Source organism: Nocardia sp. NPDC049737 (genome assembly GCF_040674755.1).
Taxonomy (GTDB): Bacteria; Actinomycetota; Actinomycetes; order Mycobacteriales; family Mycobacteriaceae; genus Nocardia.
This window is the reverse complement of record NZ_JBFANH010000001.1, coordinates 136,701-161,607: the sequence shown is the minus strand read 5'-3', so window position 1 is coordinate 161,607 and position 24,907 is coordinate 136,701. Positions and strand designations below refer to the sequence as shown.

The following is a 24,907-nucleotide window of genomic DNA, read 5'->3' as shown; positions in this document are numbered from 1 at the left end:
CGTAGGAATTTCACCCCGAACCGGCGATGCCAGCTACCTTGCCGCATCCCGCCAGCACCTTGCCGAGCTACCTCCGAGGGTGACACGCGAAACGCGGAACGTGGCCCACCGCAACCGAACCCGGTCCGTGGACACTGGCACTCTTGTCGGGGTGACAGGATTTGAACCTGCGACCCTCCGCTCCCAAAGCGGATGCGCTACCAAGCTGCGCTACACCCCGTGGCCTCGCGGCGAAAGACGGTGCCGACGAGGATGAATCCTGCGTGGAGCGGGTGACGGGAATCGAACCCGCACCATCAGCTTGGAAGGCTGAGGTTCTACCATTGAACTACACCCGCAGGCATACGACATCTGATGGGATCGCCACGATGTCGTGTGCGAACCGACTGTACCGAATCGGGCGGCGGAAACGCCAATCAGCCCCCATTAAAGCGCTCAGCGCGGCCGCTGTCCGCCGAATCCCCGCCGTCGACGGTAGCCGATCGCTATCACTGAGCCGGAAACATCCCTTTCGGCATGCTGTCGGCGTGTCGGTCCGCGACTTCCCGGCGAACAAAATTGATGTGTAACGCCGGCGGTGCGACAGCGATGACATACCCGATCGCCATTCGCGAGGGACCGATAACTCGTTATAAAACGGCGTTTTTCAGTGCCGAGTGGCTTGCTAGGATCCTTTTTGCCGGACGGGGGTATCTGGAAAGGGGGCGGTGAGCGTGCACCAAGTGAGGTGGACACAACCGCGTAGCAGTGGGAACGATCGGGGTGACGCCGGCACCTGTGTGGGAACAGGGCACCCGGGTACCGACATCACCCGTGGCGGGTGAGTGCGATGTCTGCGGATGTCGAACCACCAGTAGCGCAGATGGCAGGCGCGTGGGCGCGTGCGGTCTGCGCGGAACCGGGATCACACGCGTCACCACAACAGTTGCAGCCGGTATTGGTCGAGATCATCGGGCGGCTACTTTCGCTGGCCAGGTCCGAGCCCTTCCCGGTGCCCGCGGCGCGGGACTTGGGGGCGCGGCTGGTCGAGGCTCCGTTCGAACGGACCAGAATGCTGGCCCAGGCCACCCGCTGGCTGCTCGGCTTCCCGGCGGGGGCGCCCGGGTCGCTGGTCGCCACGCGCTGGCCGCTGGTGGCCAGTCAGGCCATCGACAGCTATGCCCAGGCGCTGCAGGAGCGGGCGCTGGCCCAGCAGGAGCAACACATTTCGGCCGCGGTGTCGTTGCGGGTGCAGGAGATCGCCGCGCTGCAGCATCGGCTGCGGCACGAAGCCACCCATGACGCGCTGACCGATCTGGCCAACCGGACGCTGCTGCAGGACAAGGTGCGGCTGATGACGGCCGACCCGAACCGCGGCGTCGGCCTGCTGCTGATCGACCTGGACCGGTTCAAGCAGATCAACGACAACTACGGACATGCCGTCGGCGACGAGGTGCTCGTCGAACTGGCCCGCAGACTGCGCGAGATCTGCCCGCCGGATACGGTCATTTGCCGTTACGGCGGTGACGAATTCGTGCTCGCCACCAACCCGTTGCACAAGACCGTCGGCGAAATCGCAGGTCAGATCGTGGCCGCGCTGAAGGATCCGGTGTGGACGACGGCCGGTCCGGTGCCGGTCTCGGCCAGTGTCGGCACCGCCTACTGTCCCCCGGGCGACTCCTGTGATTTCACCGATCTGCTGCGTAGCGCCGATCGCGCGATGTATTCGGCGAAGACCGCGGGCGGACGCCGCTTCGCCCTCGCCGACTCCGATAAACCCGAAATCAAGGCCGTCGCAGGCTGATCCGATACCGGCCCTCTGGTCACCCCCAGAGGGCCGGTCCAGTCAGCTGGCCGGGTACAGGAAACCTTGTACAAGCGACACGAGTTCGGCTGGCTTCTCGAAGAACACCACATGGCCGCTATCGATTTCGGCGTATCGACTGTTCGGGATCGCGGCATGCAGGTCGCGGGCATGGGTGACCGGCACCAGCTGGTCCTGGGTGCATCCGATCACCAACGTCGGTGCGGCGATACGACTGAGCTCGTCCCGGATGTCCACTTCGAGGTTCACCTCGATCTGCCGCAGCGTTCCCGGTTCGGGTTTCGTGGCGCGCAATTGCGCCAGACCCGCGTGGCCGAGTCCGCTCAGGAACGCCGGGCTGAACGCCAGCAGCGGACCGAATGCGGAGGCCATTTCCGGACCGGCCTCCAGCGACGCCGCCCAGCCGTGCAGGACGAGCAGTTGCCGGGGATCCTCGGTCACCGCCCAACCCGCCACCAGGACGAGGCTGCGCACCAGATCTGGACGCCGTCCCGCGACCGCTGCCGCGACAACCGCGCCGAGGGAGAAACCCACCAGGTCGACCTGGCCGGTCGAGGAGTCCTCGATGGCCGCGATGATCTGCTGGACCAGCAGGTCAAGGGTCAGTCGGCCCTCGGGTGCAGTGGTACCGCCGCTGCCCGCGTAGTCGGGTGTGACAACGGTGTTGCGGTCGCTGAACCCGGCGATGAGGTGCCCGAAATTGGATTCGGCACTCATGCTGGTGCCATGGACGAGGACCAATCCTGGTCCGGCACCGGCCACGGAGTAGTGGACATCAGTATCTGAGACTCTGACGACGGGCATAACGGGAACCTTTCGATAGTCGGACTAGATGTCCAGGACGAGAAGCGGGGTGTGGGCGCGTGAGCGGCAGATCATCATCACGTCGGTGTCCTGTGGGGTGAGGATGCTGTCGCGATGGTCCGGAATACCGTCCAGGACAACGGTCTCGCAGGTGCCGCAGGTGCCTTCGCGACAGGAGGACAAGACCGCGATGCCGGCCTGTTCGACAGCGTCGAGGATGGAGGTGTTCGCCGGGATGTGCACGGTGACACCGGATTGCGCGCATTCGACATCGAAGGCGGAATCGACAGTAACTTCGGTCGGCTTCGGTGCGAACCGCTCGAGGTGCAGGGCATCGGCGGGCCAGGTTGCGGCGCAGCGGCTTTCGACGGCCGCCAGCAGTGACTCCGGGCCGCAGCAATACACCAGGGTTCCCGGATCCGGATTGGACAGGATGGCGTCGAGATCGAGCGGGCCGGTCTCGCTCTGCGGCCACACCTCGATCGGCCCGAGCGCCGACAGTTCGGGTAGGTAGGCCATGCTCGCGCGGGTACGGCCGCCGTAATGCAGGCTCCATTCGCCACCGCGGGCCGCGACGGTGCGGATCATCGGCAGCAGCGGTGTGATACCGACACCACCGGCGATGAACCGATAGCGCTGCGCGTCTCGAAGCGGGAAGTTGTTGCGGGGGCTTCGGATTCGCACGCGCTCGCCCATGGTCAGCCGGTCGTGGACGTAGGCCGATCCACCACGGCTGTTCGGCTCACGTAGGACCGCGACCGTCAATCGGTCGTGGTCGTCGGGATCGCCGCACAGCGAATACTGGCGCACCAGGTCCGGGCGCAGAATCAGGTCGATGTGTGCGCCCGGCTGCCATTTCGGGACGTGCCCCTCGGTTACGGAGAGGGTGAGTTCGACGATGCCGTCGGCGAGGGTGCGGCGGTCGGCGACGGTGCCCGCGAATTCCGGTTCGGCGGTCATGCTCCGGTCCCGACCAGAGTCGTGGGCTGCGGATCGGCAACGCGGGTGTGATGACCGTCGGGGTGGGCGAGCAACCACTGCCAGATCTCGATCGGGTCATCGGCGATATGGGTTGCACCGCAATGGCATCGACCGAATAGTTGATCGCTGCCCGGGTACCACTGCACGCGGTGACAGGCGGTCATGCTCGGGTCGTTTCGGTCCGGGCGAGCTCGGCGATGAGCCGACGTGCCGCCAGCGCGCCGGTGTCGATATTGATCGACAGCTCCTGGTAGGTGCCTCCGGCGCGTTCCTCCGCGGCGATGACCTCCTCGACCAGGTTCAGCGCCACCACGTCCTGCATGACCACGGTGTGATTGCTCTTGTGCAGGTAATCGGTCACGTCCTGGTCGTCGATCGCGAAATCCCTTGCCACCATCCAGAAGTCGTGTACCGAATGCGCGGTTTCCGGAGTGAGGGCGTACACGATTTCGGTGTGGAACGCGCCGAGATCGGCGTCGGCGCCGTGACCGGGCAGATAGCCGTCGGGTGGATAGTTGCCCTGCGGCGCGACGCGACTGTGCAGCCGGTACAGGCACGGTGGCTGGAACTCGATGTCCTGCCAGCGGGTGATGCGCCCGGCGATGCCGGTCGAATTGGCATAGAAAGGCGGGCATTCGGCATCGTCCATGTGCCGGCTCACCCGCACCACACCGGCGGCCTGGTCGACCTCGGTGGTGATCGGCGTCTCCGCGACCTCTGGGGTGCCGATATAGCCGCCGTGCAAATAGGTTTCGTGGGACAGGTCCATCAGATTGTCCATCAGCAGCGCATGCCTGGCCCGGATGGTCTCCAGGCCGCGGATAGTGGTCCAGCCGTCCTGTACCAGCCACGGTGCGCGCGGTATCGCCCCCGGGTCGGCCGACTCGCGGTCGCCGATCCACACCCAGACGAACGAATCCTGTTCCACCACAGGGTAAGAGGCGACTCGGGCGCTGCGGGGAATGCGGGTCTGCGCGGGCACCGCGACACAGCTGCCGGTGCGGTCGTAGGTGAAGCCGTGATAGCCGCAGACGACACGGTCACCGACCAGCCGCGACTGCGACAGCGGGTAGCGGCGGTGGATGCAGCGGTCGGATAGTGCCGCCACCGCGCCGTCCTCGGTCCGGTAGAACACCAGTGGCTCGTTGCAGATGGTGCGCGCGAACAAGTCGCGACCGATCTCCTGACCGTAGGCGGCCACATACCACTGGTTGCGGACAATTGCGGTTGTCGGGCTCATCGGAATGCTCCTGAATGTGATCCCCGGGGGCGGGCTGTGCGGTCCATCGTGTGGGCCGCGCGATGCGTGAGCCAAGACACACTTCCGTCGAACGGAAGTCAGCGCCCGCCACCCAACTGCCGGGTGATGCCGTGGGCCGCGGTGCGCACCGCCGGAGCCCACATGCCCCGGCGGGCATCCCCGGCCGGTATGACAATCGACAGCGCCGCCGCGACCTGGCCGTCCGAACCGAAAATCGGTGCGGCGACGGAATATCCGTCGAGGGTCACCTGTCCATCGCTGATCGCGACCCCGGTGCGGCGCACCTCGGCCAGTGTCCGCCGCAGCACCTCGGGCGTACTGATTGTCTTCGTGGTGAATACCGCCAGCGGCCGGTCGGCGATCTTGGCCACGACCTCGGCGGGAGTGTAGGCCAGGATGGCCAGCCCGACGCCGGTCGCGTGCATCGGCCAGCGTGCGCCCACACGTGTGCGCACGAATACGGCGTCGCGGCCGGCGAGGAATTCGACATAGACCACTTCGGTGCCATCACGGACCGCCAGCTGCACATTCTGGTGCGTCGCCTCGTACAGGTCCTCCATGAACGGCAGCGCGACATCACGGATCGGCCTGGCGCGCGGACAGTAGGAGGCGATCTCCACCATGCGCAGACCGATCTGATATCCGCCACTCGCGGCGCGATCCAGCGCACCCCACTGCACGAGATCGACGACGTGGCGGTAGACCGTCGTCTGCGGAAGACCGGTGCGCTCGGCGAGTTCCGACAGCTTCAACACCGGGTGGGCGTTATCGAACGCCTCCAGCAGAACCAGTGCGCGGGCCAGGACCGACGACTGGGTCATTGCGGAGGCCTGTCAGGACAGCGCATGCCAAGCCCGGACCAACGCCGAGCGGAAATCGTCGGCCTGCTCGGCCGTCATACCGCTGATCATCTGCTGTTCCACCGCGTCGACCTCGTCGGCGACATCGGCAAGCAACCGCCGCCCCGCCTCGGTGAGGTGGATCAGCAGCTCGCGCCGATTGCGTGAGTTGCGTTCGCGCGCAATGAGTCCACGACTTTCCAGCGCGCGGACCACATCCGCGACCGACTGTGCCGTGACGAACGAATCCCGCGCCAGCTGCGCGGCCGGTAAGCCATCGTGCCGCTCGAGCACGGTCAGCGCGGTGTACTGCAATGTGGTGATCCCGATCGGGCGCAACAGCTCGTCCAAGCGCGCCCGCACCGCCAGCTCGACCCTTTTCACCGCGTACAGCAGCGAGGTCTGACTGCCCGGCAGTCGGCTTACGGTCGGCTTCGCCTCCGAAATCGTCACCAGCATTCTCCTCACCGCTGCGTCGTCACGGGCGCCGAACCGAGATGTTCGGCGAAATCGAGGATAGACCATTGACAGGAATCCTGTTAGTGGCGAATAGTGGCTGACATCACTTAAACCATCAGGTTTCCTGTTGATAAGAGCAGGCGCATCTCGGCCGAGCGGCCGAATCGTCGGGACGGGACCAAGGAAGCATGAGCACGAACGACAAAATCGACGGACAGCTGTTCATCGACGGCAAATGGCGCAACTCCGCATCGGGTGGCCGCAGCGATGTCGACGACCCCTCGACCGGTCAGGTCATCGGCACCGTCGCCGAGGCCGACCGCAGCGATGTCGACGACGCGGTGAACGCCGCGCGCGCGGCATTCACCGGTGCCGAATGGGCGGGCCGCAGCGGTCGGGAACGGGCTCGCATCCTGCTCCGGATCGCCGAGCTGGTGCGCGAAAACGCCGACGAGCTGGTCCGACTGGAAAGTCTCGATGTCGGCAAGCCCGTCACCCTGTGCCGATCGGTGGACGTCGCGACCACCATCGAACAATACGAGTACTGCGCCGCGCTCGCCCAGACCATCGACGGCGCCACCCGCCGCACGCCGCTGCCCGCCTTCGCCTACACCCGCCGCGACCCACTCGGTGTGGTCGCCGCCATTACTCCGTTCAACTTTCCGCTGATCCTGTCGACCTCCAAAATCGCGCCCGCGCTCGCCGCGGGCAATTCCATCGTCCACAAACCGGCCGAGGAAACGCCGCTCAGCGCGCTGTTCATGGCGACACTGTTCGAACGGGCCGGTGTGCCATCGGGGGTGGTCAATGTGATCACCGGCCCAGGGCCGGTCGTCGGTGCGGCACTGCTCGAGCACCCAGGTGTCGACAAGATCGCGTTCACCGGATCCACCGAGATCGGTCGGCGCGCGGCGAGCGCGGCGGGTGCGGCCTTGAAGCCGGTGACCATGGAACTCGGCGGCAATGCCGCGCACATCGTGTTCGCCGACGCCGATATCGAGAAGGCAATCGGCGCGATCATCAAGGGTTTCGTCTTCAATACCGGGCAGTTCTGCATGGGCGGTCCCCGACTGCTGGTCGCGCGGCCACTCTACGAGACCATCGTCGGCATCCTCGCCGAAGCCGTCGCGGGCGTACCTGTCGGCGACCCCCGTGATCCGGCGACCGTGGTGGGACCGATGGCCGCGCGACGGCATGTCACGAAGGTCGAGGAATATGTCGCGCTGGCCCGCCGGGAGGGCGGCCGGGTGGTGTGCGGCGGCGAACGCCTCGAGCTGGACGGCGGGTATTACTACAAGCCAACCGTGATCGCGGACCTCGCCAACGATTCCCGGGTAGTGCAGGAAGAAATCTTCGGACCGGTGCTCACGGTGCAGGCATTCGATACCGAGGACGAAGCGGTCGCGCTGGCCAACGGCACGCGCTACGGACTCGCGTCCGGCCTGCACACCAGCGATCTCGCCCGCGCGCACCGCGTCGCCGACAAATTGCAGGCCGGAATCGTCTGGGTCAACGACTGGGCCATGCTCGACCCGGCCATGCCGTTCGGCGGTGTCAAGGACTCCGGCTTCGGACGCGAATACGGACCGGAGGCCCTGGCGTCCTACACCAAGGTCAAATCCGTTGTCATCGCCCTCGATTGAATCCGCAAGGACCCCCCTCATGACCACCACCACTCGGGCAGCCGTCGTCGAATCCGGCGGTGCGCCTTTCACCCTCACCCCGATCGAACTCGATGAACCACGACCGCACGAGGCGATCGTGCGCATGGTCGCTGCCGGTGTCTGCCACACCGACCTCGGCGTCGCCAGCGGTGGGCTGCCGTTTCCGCTCCCCGGCGTCCTCGGTCACGAAGGCGCGGGCATTGTCGAACGCGTCGGATCCGATGTCACCGGCGTCGTACCCGGCGATCACGTACTGCTGTCGTTCACGTCGTGTGGAGCATGCGCGAACTGTCGCGACGGACACCCTGCCTATTGCGCAACCTGGTTGCCGCTCAACCTGATCGGCGGTGCGCGAGCGGACGACAGCCACACCATCACCCGCAATGACACACCCCTGGGCGGGCATTTCTTCGGGCAGTCGTCGTTCAGCCGACTCGCGCTCGTCGACGAGCGCAGCATGATCGTCGTCGACCCCGACGTACCGCTGGAAACGATTGCACCGCTCGGGTGCGGCGTCCAGACCGGTGTCGGCGCGATCTGGAATGTCGTGCGGCCGCGCCCGGGATCGAGCATTGTCGTACTCGGTGCCGGTGCGGTCGGATTGTCCGCGATCATGGCGGCCACGCTGTCACCGGCCACGACGATCATCGCCGTCGACCAGGTCGCCGAACGCCTCGAACTGGCCTGGGAACTCGGCGCCACGCACATCATCGATGCGACGACGACCGATGTCGCCGCGGCGATCACCGAGATCACCGGTGGCGCGGACGCCGTTGTGGAAACCACCGGCAGTACCGCCGTACTGCGCACCGGCGCGGATGTCCTTGCCGCACGCGGCACGCTGGTCATTGTCGGCGCCCCACCATTCGGTGCCGAGGTGGCGCTCGACGTCAACGCCATGCTGCCAGGCCGAAGGGTCGTCGGACTCACCCTGGGCGACAACGAAACTCACACTGTCATACCGGCTTTGGTGTCGCTGGTGCGCAACGGGCGGCTCCCGATCGACAGGCTGATCACCCGGTACCCGTTCGACGATATCGGGCAGGCCGTGGCGGATATGACCTCCGGCAAGACGATCAAACCCGTCCTCATCTTCTGACGCTCACCGATAAGGAGCACTGCATATGGATCTCACCGGCAAAGTCGCCATCGTCACCGGCAGCGGCCAAGGTCTCGGCCTCGCCTACGCCAAGGCTTTGGCCGCCGCGGGCGCGGCGGTCGTGGTCAACGACGTGGCCGCCGACCGCGCTGAGAAGGCCGCCGCCGAAATCGCCGAAGCGGGCGGTCGAGCACTCGCGGTACCGGTCGCAGTCGGCACCACCGAGGCCGCGCAAACACTCGTCGCGGCGGCCGTCGACGCGTTCGGGCGACTGGATGCGATGGTGACCAATGCGGGCATCCTGCGCGACAAAGTGCTGTGGAATATGTCCGACGACGACTTCGACGCCGTCATCCACGTCCATCTGCGCGGCACCTTCACCTGTGTTCGGGAAGCGGTCAAGCACTTCCGTCAGGCCGGTCACGGCGGGCGGGTCGTGCTCGCCGGATCCCCGGCCGGTCAACGCGGCAATTTCGGTCAAACCAACTATGCGGCAGCCAAAGCCGGTATCGCGGCAATGGCGCGTACGTGGGCGATGGAATGTGCGAAGGCGGGAGTCACGGTAAACGCGATCATCCCGAATGCGGCGACCGCGATGACCGAAACCATTCCTTTCCTCGCTCCCTACGTCGAGGGAATGAAGAATGGGGAGCCGATCCCGTCGGTAGTGCGCCGCGCCGCCTCCTTCGGCACTCCGGAGGACGTCGCCGGACTGGTGGTTTTCCTGGCCTCCGAGGCGTCCGCCCATATCACCGGCCAATGCGTAGGCATCGGCGGCGACCGGCTGTCGCTCTGGTCGCATCCGAGCGAAATCCGCAGTGCCTTCCTCGACGGCGGCTGGACCGCCGACGCGATCGCCGAGGCATTCGACTCCTCGATCGGTGAGCAGCTCGAAACCTACGGCATCCCGCTGCCCAAGATCCCGACCACCGCGCCGCAGCTGTCATGAGTCTGGATCTCGACCAACTCGTCGCGATCGACGTGCACACACACGCCGAAACCGATGGCTGCGGCCACTATTCGCTACCGGACCCGCTCCGGGCGGGTGCCGACGCCTACTTCGGCGCCGAGTCGGGACCGCCCACCATCGACGAGATGGCCGCCTACTATCGGCAGCGCCGCATGGCCGCGGTGGTATTCACCGTCGACGCCGAAGCCGCACTGGGCCACCGGCGGATCAGCAATGAAGACATCGCCACCGCTGCCGCCGCACACAGCGACGTCCTCATCCCGTTCGCCAGTATCGATCCGGCCAGAGGAAAGGCGGGACTGGCCGAAGCCCGGCGACTGGTCGTCGAGCACGGGGTCCGCGGCTTCAAATTCCATCCGAGCGTGCAGGCTTTCCGGCCCGACGATCGTGCGGTCTACCCGCTCTACGAGACCATCAGCGAACTCGGGGTGCCCGCCCTGTTCCACTCCGGCCAGACCGGAATCGGATCGGGGCTCCCCGGTGGCGGCGGCATCCGGCTCAAATACTCCAATCCGATGCTGCTCGACGATGTGGCCGTCGACTTTCCGGATCTGACGATCATCATCGCGCACCCATCGTTTCCCTGGCAGGACGAAGCGTTGGCCGTGGCCACCCACAAACCCAATGTCTATATCGATCTGTCCGGGTGGTCACCGAAATACTTTCCGCCGCAACTGGTCAAGTACGCCAACAGCCTGCTCAAACGAAAGGTGTTGTTCGGCTCGGACTTTCCGCTCATCTCACCGGATCGGTGGATGAAGGACTTCGAGCAACTCGATATCAAGGACGAGGTCCGGCCGCTGATCCTGCGTGAGAACGCCATCACCGCACTGGGATTGAGGTCGAGATGATGGATCAGGGAATAGGCTCGTGGCCGCGTCGGCGCGCCCGGATGGAGCCCCATGCCATCGCTTTGATCCAGGAGGACCGCCGCGTCGACTACGCCACCCTCGCCGATCGCGTGGATGCTCTCGCCGCAGCCTTCGCCGACTTCGGCGTCGGGCCGGGCGACCGGGTCGCCTACCTCGGGCACAACGATATCGCGACCTTCGAAACGCTTTTCGCCACAATGCATCTCGGAGCCATCTTCGTCGCACTCAATACTCGGCTGGCGGCGGCTGAGATCGCCGGTCTGCTCGACGATGCCGACCCCACGGTGTTCGTCACCGGTGCCGACACCGGCATCGATGCGCTCGCACGAAGCTCCGCCAATGCCCAACTGCTGCACCTGGGCGAGCAGTACGAGAACGCGATCATCGAGCACACCGGCCGAACACCGCCCGCCAACGCGGTCGGACTCGACGATCCCGCATTGATCCTCTACACCTCCGGCACCACCGGCCGCCCCAAGGGCGCTGTGCTCACTCACAGCAATATCGTCTGGAACACCCTCAACCAGTTCGCTCATTTCAGTCTCGGCCGCGACGATGTCAGCTTGTGTTCCGCGCCGCTGTTCCACGTACTCGGCCTGGGGCAGATCACACTGCCCACCCTGTACGCGGGCGGAACCGTCGTTGTCATACCGAAATTCGATCCCAGTGAGTTCCTCGCCACCATCGAGCGCTGCCGGGCCACGGTTTTCCCGCTCGCCCCGACCATGTTGAAAATGCTGTGCGAAGCGCCGGAATGGGAGACCACCGATCTGTCGAGCGTCCGCTGTATCGCCTTCGGTGGCTCCCCCGTCCTCGAACATGTAGCCAAGGCGTGGCTGGCCCGCGGCATCCAGGCCCTACAGGGCTACGGCATGACCGAGGCGGCGCCCGGCGTGCTCATGGCACTGCGCCACGGCGCCGACGCGCATCCGGTATCCGCGGGTGTTCCGCACTTTTTCACCGATGTCGCGCTGCTCACCCCGTCCGGCGAGATCATCGAAGGACCCGGCCAGGGCGAACTACTCGTCAAGGGCCCCAATGTCTTTGCCGGATACTGGAATCGACCCGACGCCACCGAAGAGGCATTCATCGACGGCTGGTTCCGCACCGGCGATATCGTCCGCATCGACGATGACGGCTGGTCGCACATTGTCGACCGCGTCAAAGACATGATCATCTCCGGTGGCGAGAACATCTACCCCGCCGAGGTCGAAGCAGCCATCGCGGGTCTGGAGGGCGTCGACGACTGCGCTGTGGTCGCCGTGCCGGACGAGCGTTGGGGTGAGGTCGGATTGGCGTACATTGTCGTCCGCGCCGGTCACGTCATCGATGAAGACGCGATTCGCACCCATCTCGAGGCAAACCTCGCCCGATACAAAATCCCGAAATATTTCATCTTCCGCGAGCAGCTGCCGCGCAACGCCCTCGGCAAGCTCCAACGCCTACTGCTCCGCGACGACGCTCGCCAAATGCGCAGGCCGACACCGTAAATCCGCAACAACCGAAGGAGCGCGCCACATGGCGACCACCGTCGACAACCCCACCGACCTACTCGACCTCATCGGCACCGACCTGGGCACCAGCGACTGGCTCGAGATCCCACAACGCGATATCGACATGTTCGCCGAAGCGACCCACGACGAGCAGTGGATCCACGTCGATGTCGAACGCTCGAAAACCGGCCCCTTCGGCAGCACCATCGCCCACGGCTACCTGACCCTGTCGCTACTCATTCCACTCTGGTCGGAAATCCTCGTCATCGAAAACCGTGGGATGGCAATCAATTACGGCCTCAACAAGGTCCGCTTCCCATCCCCCGTCCCCGCGGGCTCGAAGGTCCGCCTCAGCGCCACCCTCGCCGACGCCACCGACCTCGGCGACGGCGCGGTCCAAGTCACCGTCGACGCGGTCATGGAACGCGAAGGCGCCGACAAACCGGTATGCATCGCCCAGATGGTGCACCGCTACTTCCGGTAGAGCAGACCTGTCAGCTGGCCTGGCAGGTGGGGCACCAGAAGAGGTTTCGGCCCTCCAGCACGCTGTGTGCGACCGACGTGCCGCAGAGGCGGCAGGGCGCGCCGGCGCGGCGGTAGACATAGGTGCGTGGGCGGTCGGCCGCGTAGGACGGTTCGCCGTGGTCGTGTTCGGGGCGGACGACCACCATCTTGCCGACCCGCACGCCCACCCGCATCAGCGCGACCAGGTCGGTCCACATCGCGTCCCACTCGTCGGCGGTCAGCGCGGTGCCCGGTCGGTGTGGCGAAATGCCGTGCCGGAACAGTAGTTCCGCGCGATACACATTGCCGACACCGGCGAGCACCTGCTGGTCCATCAGTAGTGCGCCGATGCGCCTGCGCGAGCGATGAATTCTGCGCCAGGCCCGTTCGGGATCGGCGCCGCGGCGCAGCGGATCCGGGCCGAGCCGCTCGGTCAGCGCCGCCACCTCCGCACGGGTGTACACCTCGCAGGCGGTCGGGCCGCGTAAATCGGTGCCGTACAGGCGATCATCGGCCGACGCGTCACCGACGATCCGCATCCGCACCTGCCCGACCGGCTCCCCCATCGGCAGCGGCACCTCGGTGAACACCCCGTACAGGCCGAGGTGCACATGTACGACCAGACCCGACTCGTAGTGGTGCAGAAGGTGTTTGCCCCATGCCTCGGTCTTGATGAGCACCTGACCGTCGACCCGCGCGGCCCCGGCGGCGAACTTGCCCTGCGGGCTGGAAACCCGCACCACACCCCCGCCGAAGCGCCGCTGATGTAGTCGGGCGAGCCGATGCAGCGTGTGCCCTTCAGGCATCGAAGCTCGAAATCCTCTCCGGTCCGCCGATGCGCGCGGCAGGGGCGGCGACCCCCTGCCGCGAGTTCGAAACGCACACCACACTGCTCGCGAAGCGCGATTGCCACAGCCGCGCAAGCCGGTGCAGCGCATAGCCCTCAGGCATCGAAAGTAGAGATCCTATCCGGTCTGCCTCGCATCGCCGCTCGGCCTACCTTGCGCGACGACGGATTACGCGCTCAGTTGGCCGGAACCGCCGGTGCCACACCGGTCTTCTCGTACTCGGCCAGGATGTCGATGCGGCGCTGGTGGCGCGGCTCCTCGGACCATTTGGTCGAGACGAACGCGTCCACGATCGCCAGCGCCTCCTCGGTGGAGTGCATGCGGCCGCCGATGCCGATCAGCTGGGCATTGTTGTGCTCGCGGGCCAGCTGCGCGGTCTCCACGCTCCAGGCCAGCGCGCAGCGGGCGCCGGGCACCTTGTTCGCGGCGATCTGCTCACCGTTGCCGCTGCCGCCGAAGACCAGCCCCAGGCTGCCCGGATCGGCGACGGTGCGACGGGCCGCCTCGATGCAGAAAGCGGGGTAGTCGTCGAGTGCGTCGTATTCGAGGGCGCCGCAGTCGACGACCTCGTGGCCCGCCTGCTCCAGATGGGCCTTGACGTGATTCTTCAGTTCGAAACCGGCATGGTCGGCACCCAGGTATACGCGCATGGCTGCGATTGTGTCAGGCGTGTTTCGCAGTGCCGCGAGAGGGGACATGCGACGCCGCGCCACCGCGATTAACACTGTTAGGGGCCTCGGCGAATCGACAGATGCGCCACCCCTGGTGTCCGCAACGCCAACGGCGCCGAACCCCGTCCCCGGCAAATGAATAGAGTTCTCAGCATGCAGCCGCCCGAATCCAAGCCGCCCCAGCAGGCGGGCCAACCCGCCGACCCCTATCCCGCATTGGGCGGGTGGGCGCAGGCTCAGGACGCGACCGCCACCTCGGCCGGGCACGTTTCCGCCCAGCACGATTCGCCCCAGTACCCATCGACATCGCAGTACCCGTCGACACCCCAGTACCCAACGACACCCCAGCCCTATCCCGGTTCGCCCTACCCGACACCCCAATACGGTCCGACGACATACGCCCAAGGTCCCTACGGTGTGGCTCCGGTCCCACCCGGTACGCCCCCGCAGCGGCAGCCGCGCGGCCTGTCCCCGTACGGCATGCCCGCACGGCACCCATGGGAGATTCCGCTGCTCGTCGTGGTCTGTGTGATCACCACGCTCGCGATGCTGATCGCGCTGGCGGCGTGCATCGATCTCGTGCTGGATGGGAAGCAGCCGAATATCTACCTGGTCATCCTGGTCTTCGCGCCGATCGTGGTGTGGTTCCTGCGCGGTATGAGCTACGCGTCCATGCGAGTCAATGGCGTCAAGATGTCGCCGACCCAGTTTCCGGAGGGCTACCAGCTGGTGGTCGAGGCGGCGGCCCGATTCGGGATGGCCAAAGTGCCGGATGCCTACGTCGTGCTCGGCAACGGCCAGATCAATGCCTTCGCCTCCGGTCACGGGTTTCGGCGCTATGTCGCGGTCTACAGTGATCTATTCGAAATCGGCGGCGCCGCACGCGAACCCGAGGCGCTCGCCTTCATCATCGGTCACGAGGTCGGACATATCGCGGCCGGGCACACCTCGTACTGGCGTCAGCTCGGCATGTTCGTGGCGCCGTCACTGCCGATCATCGGCAGCTCGCTGATCCGGTCCCAGGAGTACACCGCCGACAACCACGGCTACTGCAACCGGCATGGCGGCGCACCTAGGGCCATGGGCACCCTCGCCGCGGGTAAGTATCTGAACAAACTCGTCGGCTTCGACGAAATGGCCGACCGGGCCGCGGTGGAGAAGGGCTTCTTCGTCTGGATCAGCAATGCCATGTCCTCGCATCCAGTGCTGACCTGGCGGATGTGGGCACTGCGGGACCGCAGCAGGCACGGCAAGCTGTTCTGGCGACCGCGCCGACCGGCCGGTGCGCCACCGGCCGGTCCGTATCCGAGCAGCTACGGCGAGGTTCCGGCATTGCCGCCGAAACCCGTGCCGTAGGTCCGCGTTCAGTCGAAGGACGGATCCTCGGTCCTGGTCCGCTTCAACTCGAAGAAGTGCGGGTAGTCGGCCAAGGTGACCGCCGCATCCCACAGCTTCCCGGCCTCCTCACCGCGCGGAATCCGCGACAGCACCGGACCGAAGAAGGCATTGCCATTGATATGGATGGTCGGGGTACCGACATCCGGACCGACCTTATCCATGCCGGCGTGATGGCTCTTGCGCAGCGCCTCGTCGAATTCGGTGCCCTCGGCGGCCGCGGCGAGTTCGGCGGGCAGGCCCACCTCGGCGAGCGAATCCGCGATCACCGCGGCGAGGGATTCCTTGCGGGACTCGCGCGAGTACTCCTCGCGACGGTTGTGGATGCGGGTGCCCATCGCGGTGTAGAGCGGGGAGAGCACCTTGTCACCGTGCTCCTTCGCGGCGGCGATGGCGACCCGGACCGGGCCCCAGCCGGTAGCGAGCAGCTCCTCGTACTGCGGCGGCAGCCCCTCCTTGCCTTCGTTCAGCACCGACAGGCTCATGACGTGGAACCGGGCCTCTATATCGCGGACCTGCTCGACCTCGAGGATCCAGCGGGAGGTGATCCAACACCAGGGGCACAGCGGGTCGAACCAGAAATCGGCAACGTTCTTGGTGGTCGTCTCGCTCACAGACCAGTTCCTCTCCATCGCACGCTCGTAACGCACGGATTCGCCGCGCCACTATCCGTGGCCAACCACACGGGCGCGCGATTCGTTCCCGGACCGGAGGCCCGATTTTCTCCAAAGGTGGCCTCTGGTCCCAGTAGGGTGACACGCAGGCGTCCGGTTCCCTCCCGAAAAGGAGTCCGTTATGACCTCCGATCAGCATTTCGTCATCGTCGGCGGCGGGTTGGCCGCCGCCAAACTGGCGGAAGCACTGCGCGCCAACGATTTCCCCGGAACCGTCACGCTGATCAGCGCCGAGAACTACCTGCCCTACGAGCGACCACCGTTGTCCAAGGAACATCTGGCCGGTAAGAAATCGCTGGAGGAATTCACCGTCGACCCGGGCCAGTGGTACCGCGATCACCATATCGACGTCCGGCTCGGCACCGAAGTCGGCGCGATCGATCCGAGCGCGAAAACCGTGACGCTGCCCGATGGTTCGACACTCGGCTACGACAAGCTCGCACTCGCGACCGGCTCGACACCGCGCCGCCTGCCGATTCCGGGCATGGATGCGCGGGAGGTGTACACGCTGCGCACCATCGGCGACTCCGACAGTCTGATCGAGCTGTTCGGCTCGGCCCGGCGGCTGGTCATCATCGGGGCGGGCTGGATCGGGCTCGAGGTCGCCTCGGCCGCGCGCGCCGCCCAGGTCGAGGTCACCATTGTCGAATCCGCCGAACTGCCGCTGCTGGCGGCGCTCGGACCCGAGATGGGTCGGGTCTTCGCGGATCTGCACCGCGACCACGGCGTCGACCTGCGATTCGGAGCCCAGGTCGAGGCGATCACCACTCATCAGGCCGGGGCAATCACCGCTGGTCAGGGCGGGGTGGATCTGGCGAGCGGCGTCCGACTCGCCGACGGCACCGTGATCGAGGGCGATGCGGTACTCGTCGCGATCGGCGCGCGACCGAATATCGAACTGGCCGCCAACGCAGGTCTCGCGACCGACGGCGGCGTACTCGTCGACGCGAGCCTGGCCACCAGTGACCCGGACATCGTGGCGGTCGGCGATATCGCCGACGCGCAGCATCCGGTGCTCGGGCGTCGAATTCGGGTGGAGCACTGGGCGAATGCGCTCAATCAGCCCGCCGTCGCGGCGCAGACCATGCTCGGCAAGTCGGCTTCCTACGAACGCCTTCCGTACTTCTTCACCGACCAATACGACCTGGGCATGGAGTACACCGGATATGCCGCCACCGGTGAGTACGCGCAGGTGGTCGTGCGCGGTGATATGGCGAAGCGCGAGTTCGTCGCGTTCTGGCTCGATGCCGAGAACCGGGTGCTGGCGGGGATGAATGTGAACGTCTGGGATGTGACCGACCGGATCAAGGAGTTGATCGGCCAGCAGGTCGATCCGGAACGGCTCGCCGACACCTCGACATCGCTGTGATGCAGATCACTATCAAGGTTGCGTCGAATCGGCGCATCCAGCTCCGACCTCATCGCGAGCGCGCCGCTCGGGCGCACCGCAGGCTAGGAGACCGGAAATGAAGTACATGCTGCTCAAGACCTATGGGCCCGCCGCCAGCTGCGACGTCCCGATCACCGAGTGGACGCCGGAGGAGATCAAGGCGCATATAGACTTCCAGCGGGCGCTCGGCGCGGAGCTGGCCAAGACCGGTGAACTGGTCGATGCGCAGGGCCTGGCCGGGCCGGACGAGGCACGACTGGTCAGTTCGGACGGACGATCGGCGCCGGTTGTCACCGATGGACCGTTCCCGGAGACCAAGGAATTCCTGGCCGGATATTGGCTTGTCGATGTGGAAAGTCCGGAACGTGCGCTGGAGATCGCCGCACAGGCTTCGGCGGGCCCCGGCCCCGGCGGTAAGCCGATCGGTGAGTACATCGAGGTGCGCGCGGTGATGGGTGCCCCGGCGACCGAACAATAGTTACCCATGCACGAAGCGCTGCCCATCGAGGAACTGTTGCGCGAACTCGCGCCGCAGGTCCTCGGCACGTTGGTACGCCGATTCGGCGATTTCGACACCGCCGAGGACGCGCTACAGGAGGCGATGCTCGCGGCGGCGACCCAATGGCCCGCCGATGGGTTGCCGGATAATCCGCGAGCGTGGTTGACCCAGGTCGCGCAGCGGCGAATGGCCGATGTGGTGCGCGCCGAGGTGGCCCGGCGACATAGGGAGACAACGGTTTTCGAGCGCGATGTGCCCGATGCCGAGGCCGTCGATCGTGACGATACGCTTGCCATGTTCTTCCTCTGCTGCCATCCGGCCCTGTCCTCCGCTAGTGCCATCGCGCTGACATTGCGTGCGGTCGGCGGGCTCGGCACAGCAGAGATCGCCAATGCCTTCCTGCTGCCGGAAGCGACCATGGCGCAACGGATTACGCGTGCGAAGAAGAAACTGGCCACCCTCGACCGCCCGTTCGCCCGGCCCGGTGATGCGCAATGGCATGAGCGGCTCGATGCGGTGCTGCATGTGCTGTACCTGATCTTCAACGAGGGGCACACCACCACAGCGGGACCCGACCTACAGCGGACCGACCTCTCGAACGAGGCGATCCGCCTGACCAAGTCGATCCATCGACTGCTGCCCGACGACACCGAAGTCACCGGGCTGCTCGCGCTCATGTTGCTCACCGACTCCCGGCGCGCCGCACGCACCGGAGCGCACGGTGAATTGATTCCGCTCGCCGAACAGAACCGCGCACTGTGGGACCGCAAGCTGATCACCGAGGGCATCACCTTGACGACCAGCACCCTCGCCTCGGGCCTCACCGGCCCCTACCAGATCCAGGCCACGATCGCCGTACTGCACGCGCAGGCGCTGCGTGCCGAGGACACCGACTGGCGTCGAATCCTGGCCCTGTACAACATGATCGAACGCATCTCGAAGAACCCGATGGTCACCCTCAACCGCGCCGTCGCCACCGCCATGGTGCACGGCCCCGCCGCCGGACTCGAACTCGCCGACACCCTCGAAGACCAACTCGCGGGCAACCACCGCCTCGACGCCGTCCGCGGGCATCTATACGAAATGGCAAGCGATTTCGCCGCCGCCATCACCTGCTACACCTCCGCCGCCAACCACACCACCAGTACCCCCGAACGCGACTACCTGACCCTCCGCGCCGCCCACCTCCGTCTGGACGCCGGCACGACGACAGACTGACAGTGGCTGGTCCAGTAGCCGCATTCGACCTCACCTATTTCGAAAACCGCCGAACCGACTGAAAGTCGGTGAAATCACCTCACTAGAGCCCGGTAGCTTCGTGGAATTTCTGAACGACCTCATCGAGCGGAGCGTCCGCCTCGATCACCGTGCCGTCGGGGTTGATCAGATCAATACGGGTACGGGTGAGCTTGGAATATTGCTCCACCCAGTGGCCGTCGGTGTTTGTATAGCACTCCCAGTAGTGGCCGTAACCGTGCACCCCGAACGTATTGCCCCAGACAAGTACGTCATCCATCGTCCACACACCCGCGGCAGTCGTCGCGGACGTCATCTTGATTTGCGGGTCGTAGCCTTGGTGGTGTGTAGTAGCGCTACCGAGCGTGAGTTTCAGGAAGGCGATGAACGAATCCCTGTCGGGAAAGATGGGGCCGCCGCTGCCGGTGGTGTCCACTATGACGTCAGGCGCGAGGTGTGTGCTCAGGTCGGACCAGTTCTTGGTATCGATGGCATGGAAATAGTCTTGCTTGAGCTGCTGGACCGCCTCGATGCCGGGCGCCGAGACGGCAGGTTGCGAATAGCACGAGGGAAGCGGGCCCGATGACTCTGCGTTGGCGGTCGGGATACCGATGGTACCGAGCATTGTCGCCGCACTGAACGCCACAGCGGCGCACAGTATGCCGGACCGCTTCCGCCCACCCGCTCCGGCCCGGAACCGACCGCGATTTTCTACGGACATTTCTTCTCCTCTTCTAGCAGCAGGGCGCGAAGACCCCGGTTGTTTGCGACGACAGCCCCGCCAAAGGCATTGGCTAGAGCGCCATCTCCAGTGACGTTGCGTGCGTGCCGCGGCAATGTACTGCTGGCAATCGCTAGCGAAGGCGGTGGTCCGAAAGGCGGAAGAGGTCGAGCGAAACCCGATCCCCGGAGAGGATTCGCGCGTTGCCGTCCCGGTCATCGGAATGCGATTTGACTGTGCCGCATCGACATCGCGAAGCGGGACAGAATTCACCCTCGCACTAAGGTGATCTCAGCAATGTAGCAACGGGTTTCGCGTGCCGTCACGGAAGTCCTTGGGTGACGAATCGATTGGATGCTGGATATGGCCGTGGAGTCCCTGGTAGATGGGGCTCACCACAAGATCCATCTGTACCAAAGGGACTCCACGTGATCGCTTGTCCTGCCATGCTCGATGTTCCCCAGGACTGCTGGATCCGCCGTGTCTTGTACGCGCCAGGGCGGCGCTAGGCGGCAGACTGCTCGGTGTGGCAGGCAAATTCAGTGCTGGGATTCTGTTGTTCCGTCGGACCGCCGGTGATACCGAGGTGCTGATCGGGCATATGGGTGGGCCGTTCTGGGCGCGTAAGGATGCGGGGGCGTGGTCGATCCCGAAAGGTGAGTACGAGCCGGAATACGAGAGTGCCGAGGTGGCCGCGGCGCGTGAGTTCCTCGAGGAACTCGGGCTGCCGGTGCCCGAGGGCGAGCGGGTGCCGTTGGGCGAGGTCCGCTACGGCAGCGGCAAATCCAGCAAGAACCTCACCGTCTGGGCCGTCGAGGGCGATCTGGACCCATCCGCCGTTGTCCCCGGCACCTTCGAAATGGAGTGGCCGCCCAAATCCGGTCGCCTCGCCACCTTCCCGGAAATCGACCGCGTCGAATGGTTCGACCTCGCCACCGCGCACGACAAACTGGGCGCAGGTCAGCGACCCTACCTCACCCGGCTGGCCGAACACCTCGCCTGACCGACCCTTGCCCACCGAACACCGGCACCCACTCACCCCGAACAAATTCGCACCATCCGCCTGGCCTGGCAGATGCCGCAGCGCGATTGCGAAACACGAGAGTTCCACAGTCTGATCGAAAGGCATTCACGGCAGTCGCCGGGTCAGTCCTGCGGAGTGAGCAGGACGATCGGGATTTCGCGGTCGGTCTTCTGTGCGTACTCGTCGTACAGCGGGAAAATGCGCGCCATCTGGAGCCAGAGGGGCGCACGTTCGGCCGTGGACGCGACCCGGGCGCGAGCGGTGAACCGACGGCCGCCGACCTGCACTCCGACGCTCGGGTCCGCTTGGAGGTTCTTGTACCACGCCGGATCCTCGTCGGCACCACCTTTGGAGGCGACGACGACGAAGTCCTCGCCTGCGGTGCCGTAGATCAGGCACGTGCGGCGCGGAATGCCGGACCTGCGTCCGGTCGTGGCGAGCACGAGCGTGTAGACGCCGTTCGACTCGTGTCCCTCGGTGCCACCCGAGGCCAGATACGTACGAGTCTGCTCAGCGACCCAGTCCCACTGCGAGTCGGTGGCGTGGTCAAGGTCATCGGCGACAGCCATGACGGAAAGTCCTTCCTGGAACGGAATTCTGGTACGGAACATGCTGACTGGCGATCTACTTCAGTTGAGCTCCTCGACCAGCCCGACGATGATGCCCTCGGGGCCGCGGACGTAGCAGTACCGGTAGATGTCCCCGTACCGTGCCACCGCGCCCACGAGTTCGGCGCCGTGGGCGCGCAGACGGTCGAGGACGTCCTCGACAGCGTCGACGACGAACGTGAGTCGAGGGATGCCCGGGGTGTTCACCGGCGCCCTCGGTGCAGTGCTGGTGGCCACCGGCGTATGGAACGTCGACAGCTCGACCCGGCCGTGGCCATCCGGGGTCCGCACGACGGCGATATCCGCTCGAACGCCGTCCAACCCGAGGAGCTGATCCGCCCATTCACCCCCGACTGCTGCCTCGCCCTCCAGTTCCAGGCCCAATTCCACGAAGAACGCGATAGCAGCCGCGAGATCCTCGACCACAACGCCGATGTGATCCATCCGATAGATCATCGTTCCTCCTGTGCTACGCGGCCCCGTCGTGGCCGCTCGTGCCCCTGGGACGGAGCTGGCGCAATGTTCTCGACACGGCGAGGTCTGTGATGGTCATCACAGTCCCGGCAGCGCTTTCTCGCTCCTTCGAGAAAGGGACTCGACCGACCAACGCCGCAGCATCCATCAGCTCCGGATCCACACCGCTCTTACCCTGCACCACACGTTTGTCCCGGTCGGCCCGCAGATTGACCGGGGACAGCACACGGTCATTCAGCAGACTCCTAGGTGGACGTGGCGTCGGCGCGTGTGTCGTATTCGGCACGGGCGGCGTCGATGTGTGCCAGGTGCGTAATGCTCCACTCCAACAGGGGTAGGGCCGCTGCGCGGAGACTCGTGCCCATCGGGGTGAGTTCGTAACTGACGTGGGGCGGCATGACGTTGCGCACGGTCCGGGTCAGGATGCCGTCGCGTTCCAGGGCGCGCAGGGTGACGGTGAGCATGCGCTGGCTTATGCCGTCGATGGCGCGCTTGAGTTCGGTAAACCGGCGTGGTCCCTGGCTGAGATGTCGCACGACCAGCAGTGACCACTTGTCCCCGACGATGTCCAGCACTTCCCGTGTTCGGCACGCATCGTCGTGGCTCTGTGGCGGCTCGCCCGCTGTGGCGGTCATGGTTACCTCCCAGGAACCGGGGCACCGAAATGTGCCTTATTGCGCGATCTATATCGCGCGCACCACACTGATTGTGGTTCCTAAAGTGTACCGAGGCAAGAAAAGTAACCACCAATGTCGGTGCACTACCGCACATCGAAAAGGACGATCATGTCTGTATTTCTGCTGGTCCACGGCGCCTGGCACAGCGGCCTGTGCTGGCAGCGAGTGGTACCGCTGCTGGAATCGGCCGGGCATCAGGTGCACGCGCCCTCGCTGACCGGCTACGGCGACAAGGCGCATCTACTGGGCCCCGAAGTGGGGCTCGACACCCACGTCGCCGACGTCATCGAGCTGATCAAAGAAAAGGACCTCACCGACGTCGTCCTCGTGGGGCACAGCTATGCGGGATTGGTCATCTCGTCGGCGGCCAACCAGATTCCGGACCGGATCGCGCACCTGGTGTATCTCGACGCGATGGTCCCGGAGGACGGCGAGACCGCGATCGACGTCCAACCCATAAGCCAGCGCCTGATCGACCTCGCCGCAAGCTCGGGCAGCGGCTGGCGCATTCCCCCGCTGCCCGAGCAACCGTCACCTTTCGGCCTGTTCGGTGTCACCGACCCGGCCGACATCGCCTGGCTGCGCACGATGCTCTCAGATCAGCCGGTGCGTTGCCTGCAGCAACCGGTCCGCTTGGACAACCCGTTCGTGAACGCGATCCCGCGCACGCACATCCACTGCGTCGGCGCAACGCCGGAGGGCATCACCCGGCGACCCGTTGCCTCGATCCAGCCCAACGGTTCCGCTGCGCAGGTGTGGGAGTTGCCGACCGGCCACGACTGCATGATCACCATGCCGGCCGAACTCAGCGAACTGCTGCTCGGGCTCGGCCGTTAGCAACTGGTCGTCAGCGATGACCGAGGACAGGGCCGCAGTCCGGTCATCGGCAATACCGCCTGAAAGTGGTGGCCCCACAACGGGTTGCAAACGACATCGAGACGCAGTGCCGGGTAGCTAGCGAGCCGGCCCGAGTCGCCCTGATGATCAGCGGGACTCTCCGCCCCAACTCTGCCCCGTGATGAGTTCGTATGCCTCGATGTACTTCTGCCGAGTGGCATCGACGATTTCGGCGGGGACCTCTGGCCCCGGGTACTCCTTGTTCCAGCCCGTGGAGGTGGACCAATCGCGGACGAACTGCTTGTCGAAGGAGCGCTGCGGACGCCCCGGTTCCCATTCGGCGCCGGGCCAGAAGCGCGAGGAGTCAGAGGTCAGTACCTCGTCGCCGAGGGTGAGAACGTCACCGTCCCAACCGAATTCGACCTTGGTGTCGGCGACGATGACACCGCGCACTGCGGCGTGCGCGGCACCGCGGGTGTAGATCCGCAAGGTCAGCTCGCGCAACTGCTCGGCGACCTCGCGGCCCTCCTGATTCACCACATCCGCAAAGGTGATGGGCTCGTCGTGCCCTTCGGAGGCCTTGCTGGTCGGAGTGAAGATCGGCTCGGGCAGTATGTCGCCATCGCGCAGTCCGGGCGGCAGTGCGACGCCGGAAACCGTCCCGGTGCGCTCGTACTCCTTCAGCCCCGACCCGGTCAGATAGCCGCGCGCGATGCATTCGACCTGCAGCATCTTCAGCGGCTTGACGCGGATGCCGCGACCGGCGAATTCCGCGGGCACATCGGTCGCGGAGACCACATGGTTGGGCACATCGGTGAAGTATTCGAACCACCAGTTCGACAGCTGGGTCAACAGTGCGCCCTTATCCGGGATCGGCGTCGGCAGCACCACGTCGTAGACCGATACCCGGTCCGACGCCACGAGCAGCAGCGTGTCGCCGTCCTCGTAGAGGTCGCGCACCTTTCCGGCGTGGATGTGCTTCACGTCGCAGCTCCGATCCTGGTCGATAGGGTTTATGGGAAAAAGTCCCGCGCGGGCAACCTTACCGAGGTGGCATTGTGGTGAGTGCTGTGCCCGCCGGGGGCCGCCCGTGCATGTTCTTC

26 protein-coding genes and 2 tRNA genes are annotated in these 24,907 nt (G+C 65.6%); 13 read left to right on the top strand and 15 right to left on the bottom strand.

Features of this window, described 5'->3' with window-relative positions:
• Positions 1–146: 146 nt before the first annotated feature.
• Together AB0J47_RS00785 and AB0J47_RS00780 are read right to left on the bottom strand one after the other, a co-directional pair.
• Positions 147–220, bottom strand: a tRNA-Pro gene (locus tag AB0J47_RS00785).
• A gap of 44 nt (positions 221–264) precedes the next feature.
• Positions 265–338: transfer RNA gene (locus AB0J47_RS00780), tRNA-Gly, on the bottom strand.
• Positions 339–829: 491 nt separating this feature from the next.
• Here AB0J47_RS00780 and AB0J47_RS00775 point away from each other — a divergent pair.
• Positions 830–1,783 (top strand): GGDEF domain-containing protein, encoded by a 954-nt coding sequence (locus AB0J47_RS00775; protein WP_364338951.1) that lies wholly within the window; start codon positions 830–832, stop codon positions 1,781–1,783.
• A gap of 42 nt (positions 1,784–1,825) precedes the next feature.
• Here AB0J47_RS00775 and AB0J47_RS00770 read toward each other — a convergent pair whose 3' ends face one another.
• From AB0J47_RS00770 to AB0J47_RS00750, 5 genes are all read right to left on the bottom strand, one after another.
• Entirely contained in the window at positions 1,826–2,608 is a 783-nt protein-coding gene (locus tag AB0J47_RS00770; RefSeq protein ID WP_364338949.1) for an alpha/beta hydrolase, read from the bottom strand.
• Positions 2,609–2,632: 24 nt separating this feature from the next.
• The gene (locus AB0J47_RS00765) at positions 2,633–3,568 is read right to left on the bottom strand and encodes a PDR/VanB family oxidoreductase (protein ID WP_364338947.1); all 936 of its coding nucleotides are present in this window, start codon (positions 3,566–3,568) and stop codon (positions 2,633–2,635) included.
• Between the two features lie 181 nt (positions 3,569–3,749).
• The gene (locus AB0J47_RS00760; RefSeq protein WP_364338945.1) at positions 3,750–4,829 is read right to left on the bottom strand and encodes an aromatic ring-hydroxylating dioxygenase subunit alpha; all 1,080 of its coding nucleotides are present in this window, start codon (positions 4,827–4,829) and stop codon (positions 3,750–3,752) included.
• Positions 4,830–4,927: 98 nt separating this feature from the next.
• A complete protein-coding gene (locus AB0J47_RS00755; protein ID WP_364338943.1) occupies positions 4,928–5,671 on the bottom strand; it encodes an IclR family transcriptional regulator in 744 nt (247 codons plus the stop codon).
• Positions 5,672–5,683: 12 nt separating this feature from the next.
• On the bottom strand, positions 5,684–6,142 hold the full coding sequence (locus tag AB0J47_RS00750; protein WP_364338941.1) for a MarR family transcriptional regulator: 459 nt from the start codon (positions 6,140–6,142) through the stop codon (positions 5,684–5,686).
• A gap of 194 nt (positions 6,143–6,336) precedes the next feature.
• Here AB0J47_RS00750 and AB0J47_RS00745 point away from each other — a divergent pair, with 194 nt between their 5' ends.
• The 6 genes from AB0J47_RS00745 to AB0J47_RS00720 are packed head-to-tail and all read left to right on the top strand — an operon-like array spanning position 6,337 to position 12,730.
• Positions 6,337–7,791, top strand: coding sequence for an aldehyde dehydrogenase family protein (locus tag AB0J47_RS00745; RefSeq protein WP_364338939.1), 1,455 nt, complete (start codon positions 6,337–6,339; stop codon positions 7,789–7,791).
• A gap of 19 nt (positions 7,792–7,810) precedes the next feature.
• Positions 7,811–8,911, top strand: a complete 1,101-nt coding sequence (locus tag AB0J47_RS00740; protein WP_364338937.1) for an NAD(P)-dependent alcohol dehydrogenase — start codon at positions 7,811–7,813, stop codon at positions 8,909–8,911.
• Positions 8,912–8,936: 25 nt separating this feature from the next.
• Positions 8,937–9,860, top strand: coding sequence for an SDR family NAD(P)-dependent oxidoreductase (locus tag AB0J47_RS00735; RefSeq protein WP_364338935.1), 924 nt, complete (start codon positions 8,937–8,939; stop codon positions 9,858–9,860).
• Complete coding sequence (locus AB0J47_RS00730) at positions 9,857–10,732, top strand: amidohydrolase family protein (RefSeq protein ID WP_364338933.1); 876 nt, start codon at positions 9,857–9,859, stop codon at positions 10,730–10,732. Before AB0J47_RS00735 ends, AB0J47_RS00730 begins: the two co-directional genes overlap by 4 nt.
• On the top strand, positions 10,732–12,243 hold the full coding sequence (locus AB0J47_RS00725) for a long-chain fatty acid--CoA ligase (protein ID WP_364338931.1): 1,512 nt from the start codon (positions 10,732–10,734) through the stop codon (positions 12,241–12,243). The genes AB0J47_RS00730 and AB0J47_RS00725 overlap by 1 nt, the downstream gene beginning before the upstream one ends.
• A 28-nt stretch (positions 12,244–12,271) precedes the next feature.
• A complete protein-coding gene (locus AB0J47_RS00720) occupies positions 12,272–12,730 on the top strand; it encodes a MaoC family dehydratase (RefSeq protein ID WP_364338929.1) in 459 nt (152 codons plus the stop codon).
• Between the two features lie 10 nt (positions 12,731–12,740).
• Here AB0J47_RS00720 and AB0J47_RS00715 read toward each other — a convergent pair whose 3' ends face one another.
• Both AB0J47_RS00715 and AB0J47_RS00710 read right to left on the bottom strand, forming a co-directional pair.
• Positions 12,741–13,556, bottom strand: a complete 816-nt coding sequence (locus tag AB0J47_RS00715) for a DNA-formamidopyrimidine glycosylase family protein (RefSeq protein ID WP_364338927.1) — start codon at positions 13,554–13,556, stop codon at positions 12,741–12,743.
• A 218-nt stretch (positions 13,557–13,774) separates the two neighbouring features.
• Positions 13,775–14,248 (bottom strand): ribose-5-phosphate isomerase, encoded by a 474-nt coding sequence (locus AB0J47_RS00710; protein WP_364338925.1) that lies wholly within the window; start codon positions 14,246–14,248, stop codon positions 13,775–13,777.
• Positions 14,249–14,422: 174 nt separating this feature from the next.
• Here AB0J47_RS00710 and AB0J47_RS00705 point away from each other — a divergent pair, with 174 nt between their 5' ends.
• Positions 14,423–15,625: a M48 family metalloprotease gene (locus tag AB0J47_RS00705; RefSeq protein WP_364338923.1), complete on the top strand. Its 1,203-nt coding sequence runs from the start codon at positions 14,423–14,425 to the stop codon at positions 15,623–15,625.
• A gap of 8 nt (positions 15,626–15,633) precedes the next feature.
• Here AB0J47_RS00705 and AB0J47_RS00700 read toward each other — a convergent pair whose 3' ends face one another.
• On the bottom strand, positions 15,634–16,296 hold the full coding sequence (locus tag AB0J47_RS00700; protein ID WP_364338921.1) for a DsbA family protein: 663 nt from the start codon (positions 16,294–16,296) through the stop codon (positions 15,634–15,636).
• A gap of 163 nt (positions 16,297–16,459) precedes the next feature.
• Between AB0J47_RS00700 and AB0J47_RS00695 the strand changes: the two genes are divergently transcribed.
• The 3 genes from AB0J47_RS00695 to AB0J47_RS00685 all read left to right on the top strand — a co-directional run bounded on the left by AB0J47_RS00695 (position 16,460) and on the right by AB0J47_RS00685 (position 19,445).
• Positions 16,460–17,707, top strand: coding sequence for an FAD-dependent oxidoreductase (locus AB0J47_RS00695; RefSeq protein ID WP_364338919.1), 1,248 nt, complete (start codon positions 16,460–16,462; stop codon positions 17,705–17,707).
• 97 nt (positions 17,708–17,804) lie between these two features.
• Positions 17,805–18,206, top strand: coding sequence for a YciI family protein (locus tag AB0J47_RS00690; protein ID WP_364338917.1), 402 nt, complete (start codon positions 17,805–17,807; stop codon positions 18,204–18,206).
• A 6-nt stretch (positions 18,207–18,212) separates the two neighbouring features.
• A complete protein-coding gene (locus AB0J47_RS00685; protein ID WP_364338915.1) occupies positions 18,213–19,445 on the top strand; it encodes a DUF6596 domain-containing protein in 1,233 nt (410 codons plus the stop codon).
• A gap of 82 nt (positions 19,446–19,527) precedes the next feature.
• On the opposite strand, the gene AB0J47_RS00680 is transcribed toward AB0J47_RS00685, so the two are convergent.
• Positions 19,528–20,109, bottom strand: a complete 582-nt coding sequence (locus tag AB0J47_RS00680) for a nuclear transport factor 2 family protein (protein WP_364338913.1) — start codon at positions 20,107–20,109, stop codon at positions 19,528–19,530.
• A 601-nt stretch (positions 20,110–20,710) separates the two neighbouring features.
• Between AB0J47_RS00680 and AB0J47_RS00675 the strand changes: the two genes are divergently transcribed.
• A complete protein-coding gene (locus tag AB0J47_RS00675; protein ID WP_364338911.1) occupies positions 20,711–21,187 on the top strand; it encodes an NUDIX domain-containing protein in 477 nt (158 codons plus the stop codon).
• Between the two features lie 143 nt (positions 21,188–21,330).
• On the opposite strand, the gene AB0J47_RS00670 is transcribed toward AB0J47_RS00675, so the two are convergent.
• The 3 genes from AB0J47_RS00670 to AB0J47_RS00660 form a co-directional block, all read right to left on the bottom strand.
• The gene (locus AB0J47_RS00670) at positions 21,331–21,777 is read right to left on the bottom strand and encodes a nitroreductase family deazaflavin-dependent oxidoreductase (RefSeq protein WP_364338909.1); all 447 of its coding nucleotides are present in this window, start codon (positions 21,775–21,777) and stop codon (positions 21,331–21,333) included.
• A gap of 60 nt (positions 21,778–21,837) precedes the next feature.
• Positions 21,838–22,272 (bottom strand): VOC family protein, encoded by a 435-nt coding sequence (locus AB0J47_RS00665; protein ID WP_364338906.1) that lies wholly within the window; start codon positions 22,270–22,272, stop codon positions 21,838–21,840.
• 263 nt (positions 22,273–22,535) lie between these two features.
• Positions 22,536–22,925 carry a helix-turn-helix domain-containing protein gene (locus tag AB0J47_RS00660; RefSeq protein WP_364338904.1) on the bottom strand — a complete coding sequence of 130 codons (390 nt, stop codon included), beginning with the start codon at positions 22,923–22,925 and terminating at the stop codon, positions 22,536–22,538.
• A gap of 150 nt (positions 22,926–23,075) precedes the next feature.
• On the opposite strand from AB0J47_RS00660, the gene AB0J47_RS00655 reads away from it, so the two are divergent.
• Positions 23,076–23,804, top strand: a complete 729-nt coding sequence (locus AB0J47_RS00655; RefSeq protein WP_364338902.1) for an alpha/beta hydrolase family protein — start codon at positions 23,076–23,078, stop codon at positions 23,802–23,804.
• 147 nt (positions 23,805–23,951) lie between these two features.
• On the opposite strand, the gene AB0J47_RS00650 is transcribed toward AB0J47_RS00655, so the two are convergent.
• Positions 23,952–24,788, bottom strand: a complete 837-nt coding sequence (locus tag AB0J47_RS00650; RefSeq protein ID WP_364338900.1) for a phosphoribosylaminoimidazolesuccinocarboxamide synthase — start codon at positions 24,786–24,788, stop codon at positions 23,952–23,954.
• Positions 24,789–24,907 lie beyond the last annotated feature (119 nt).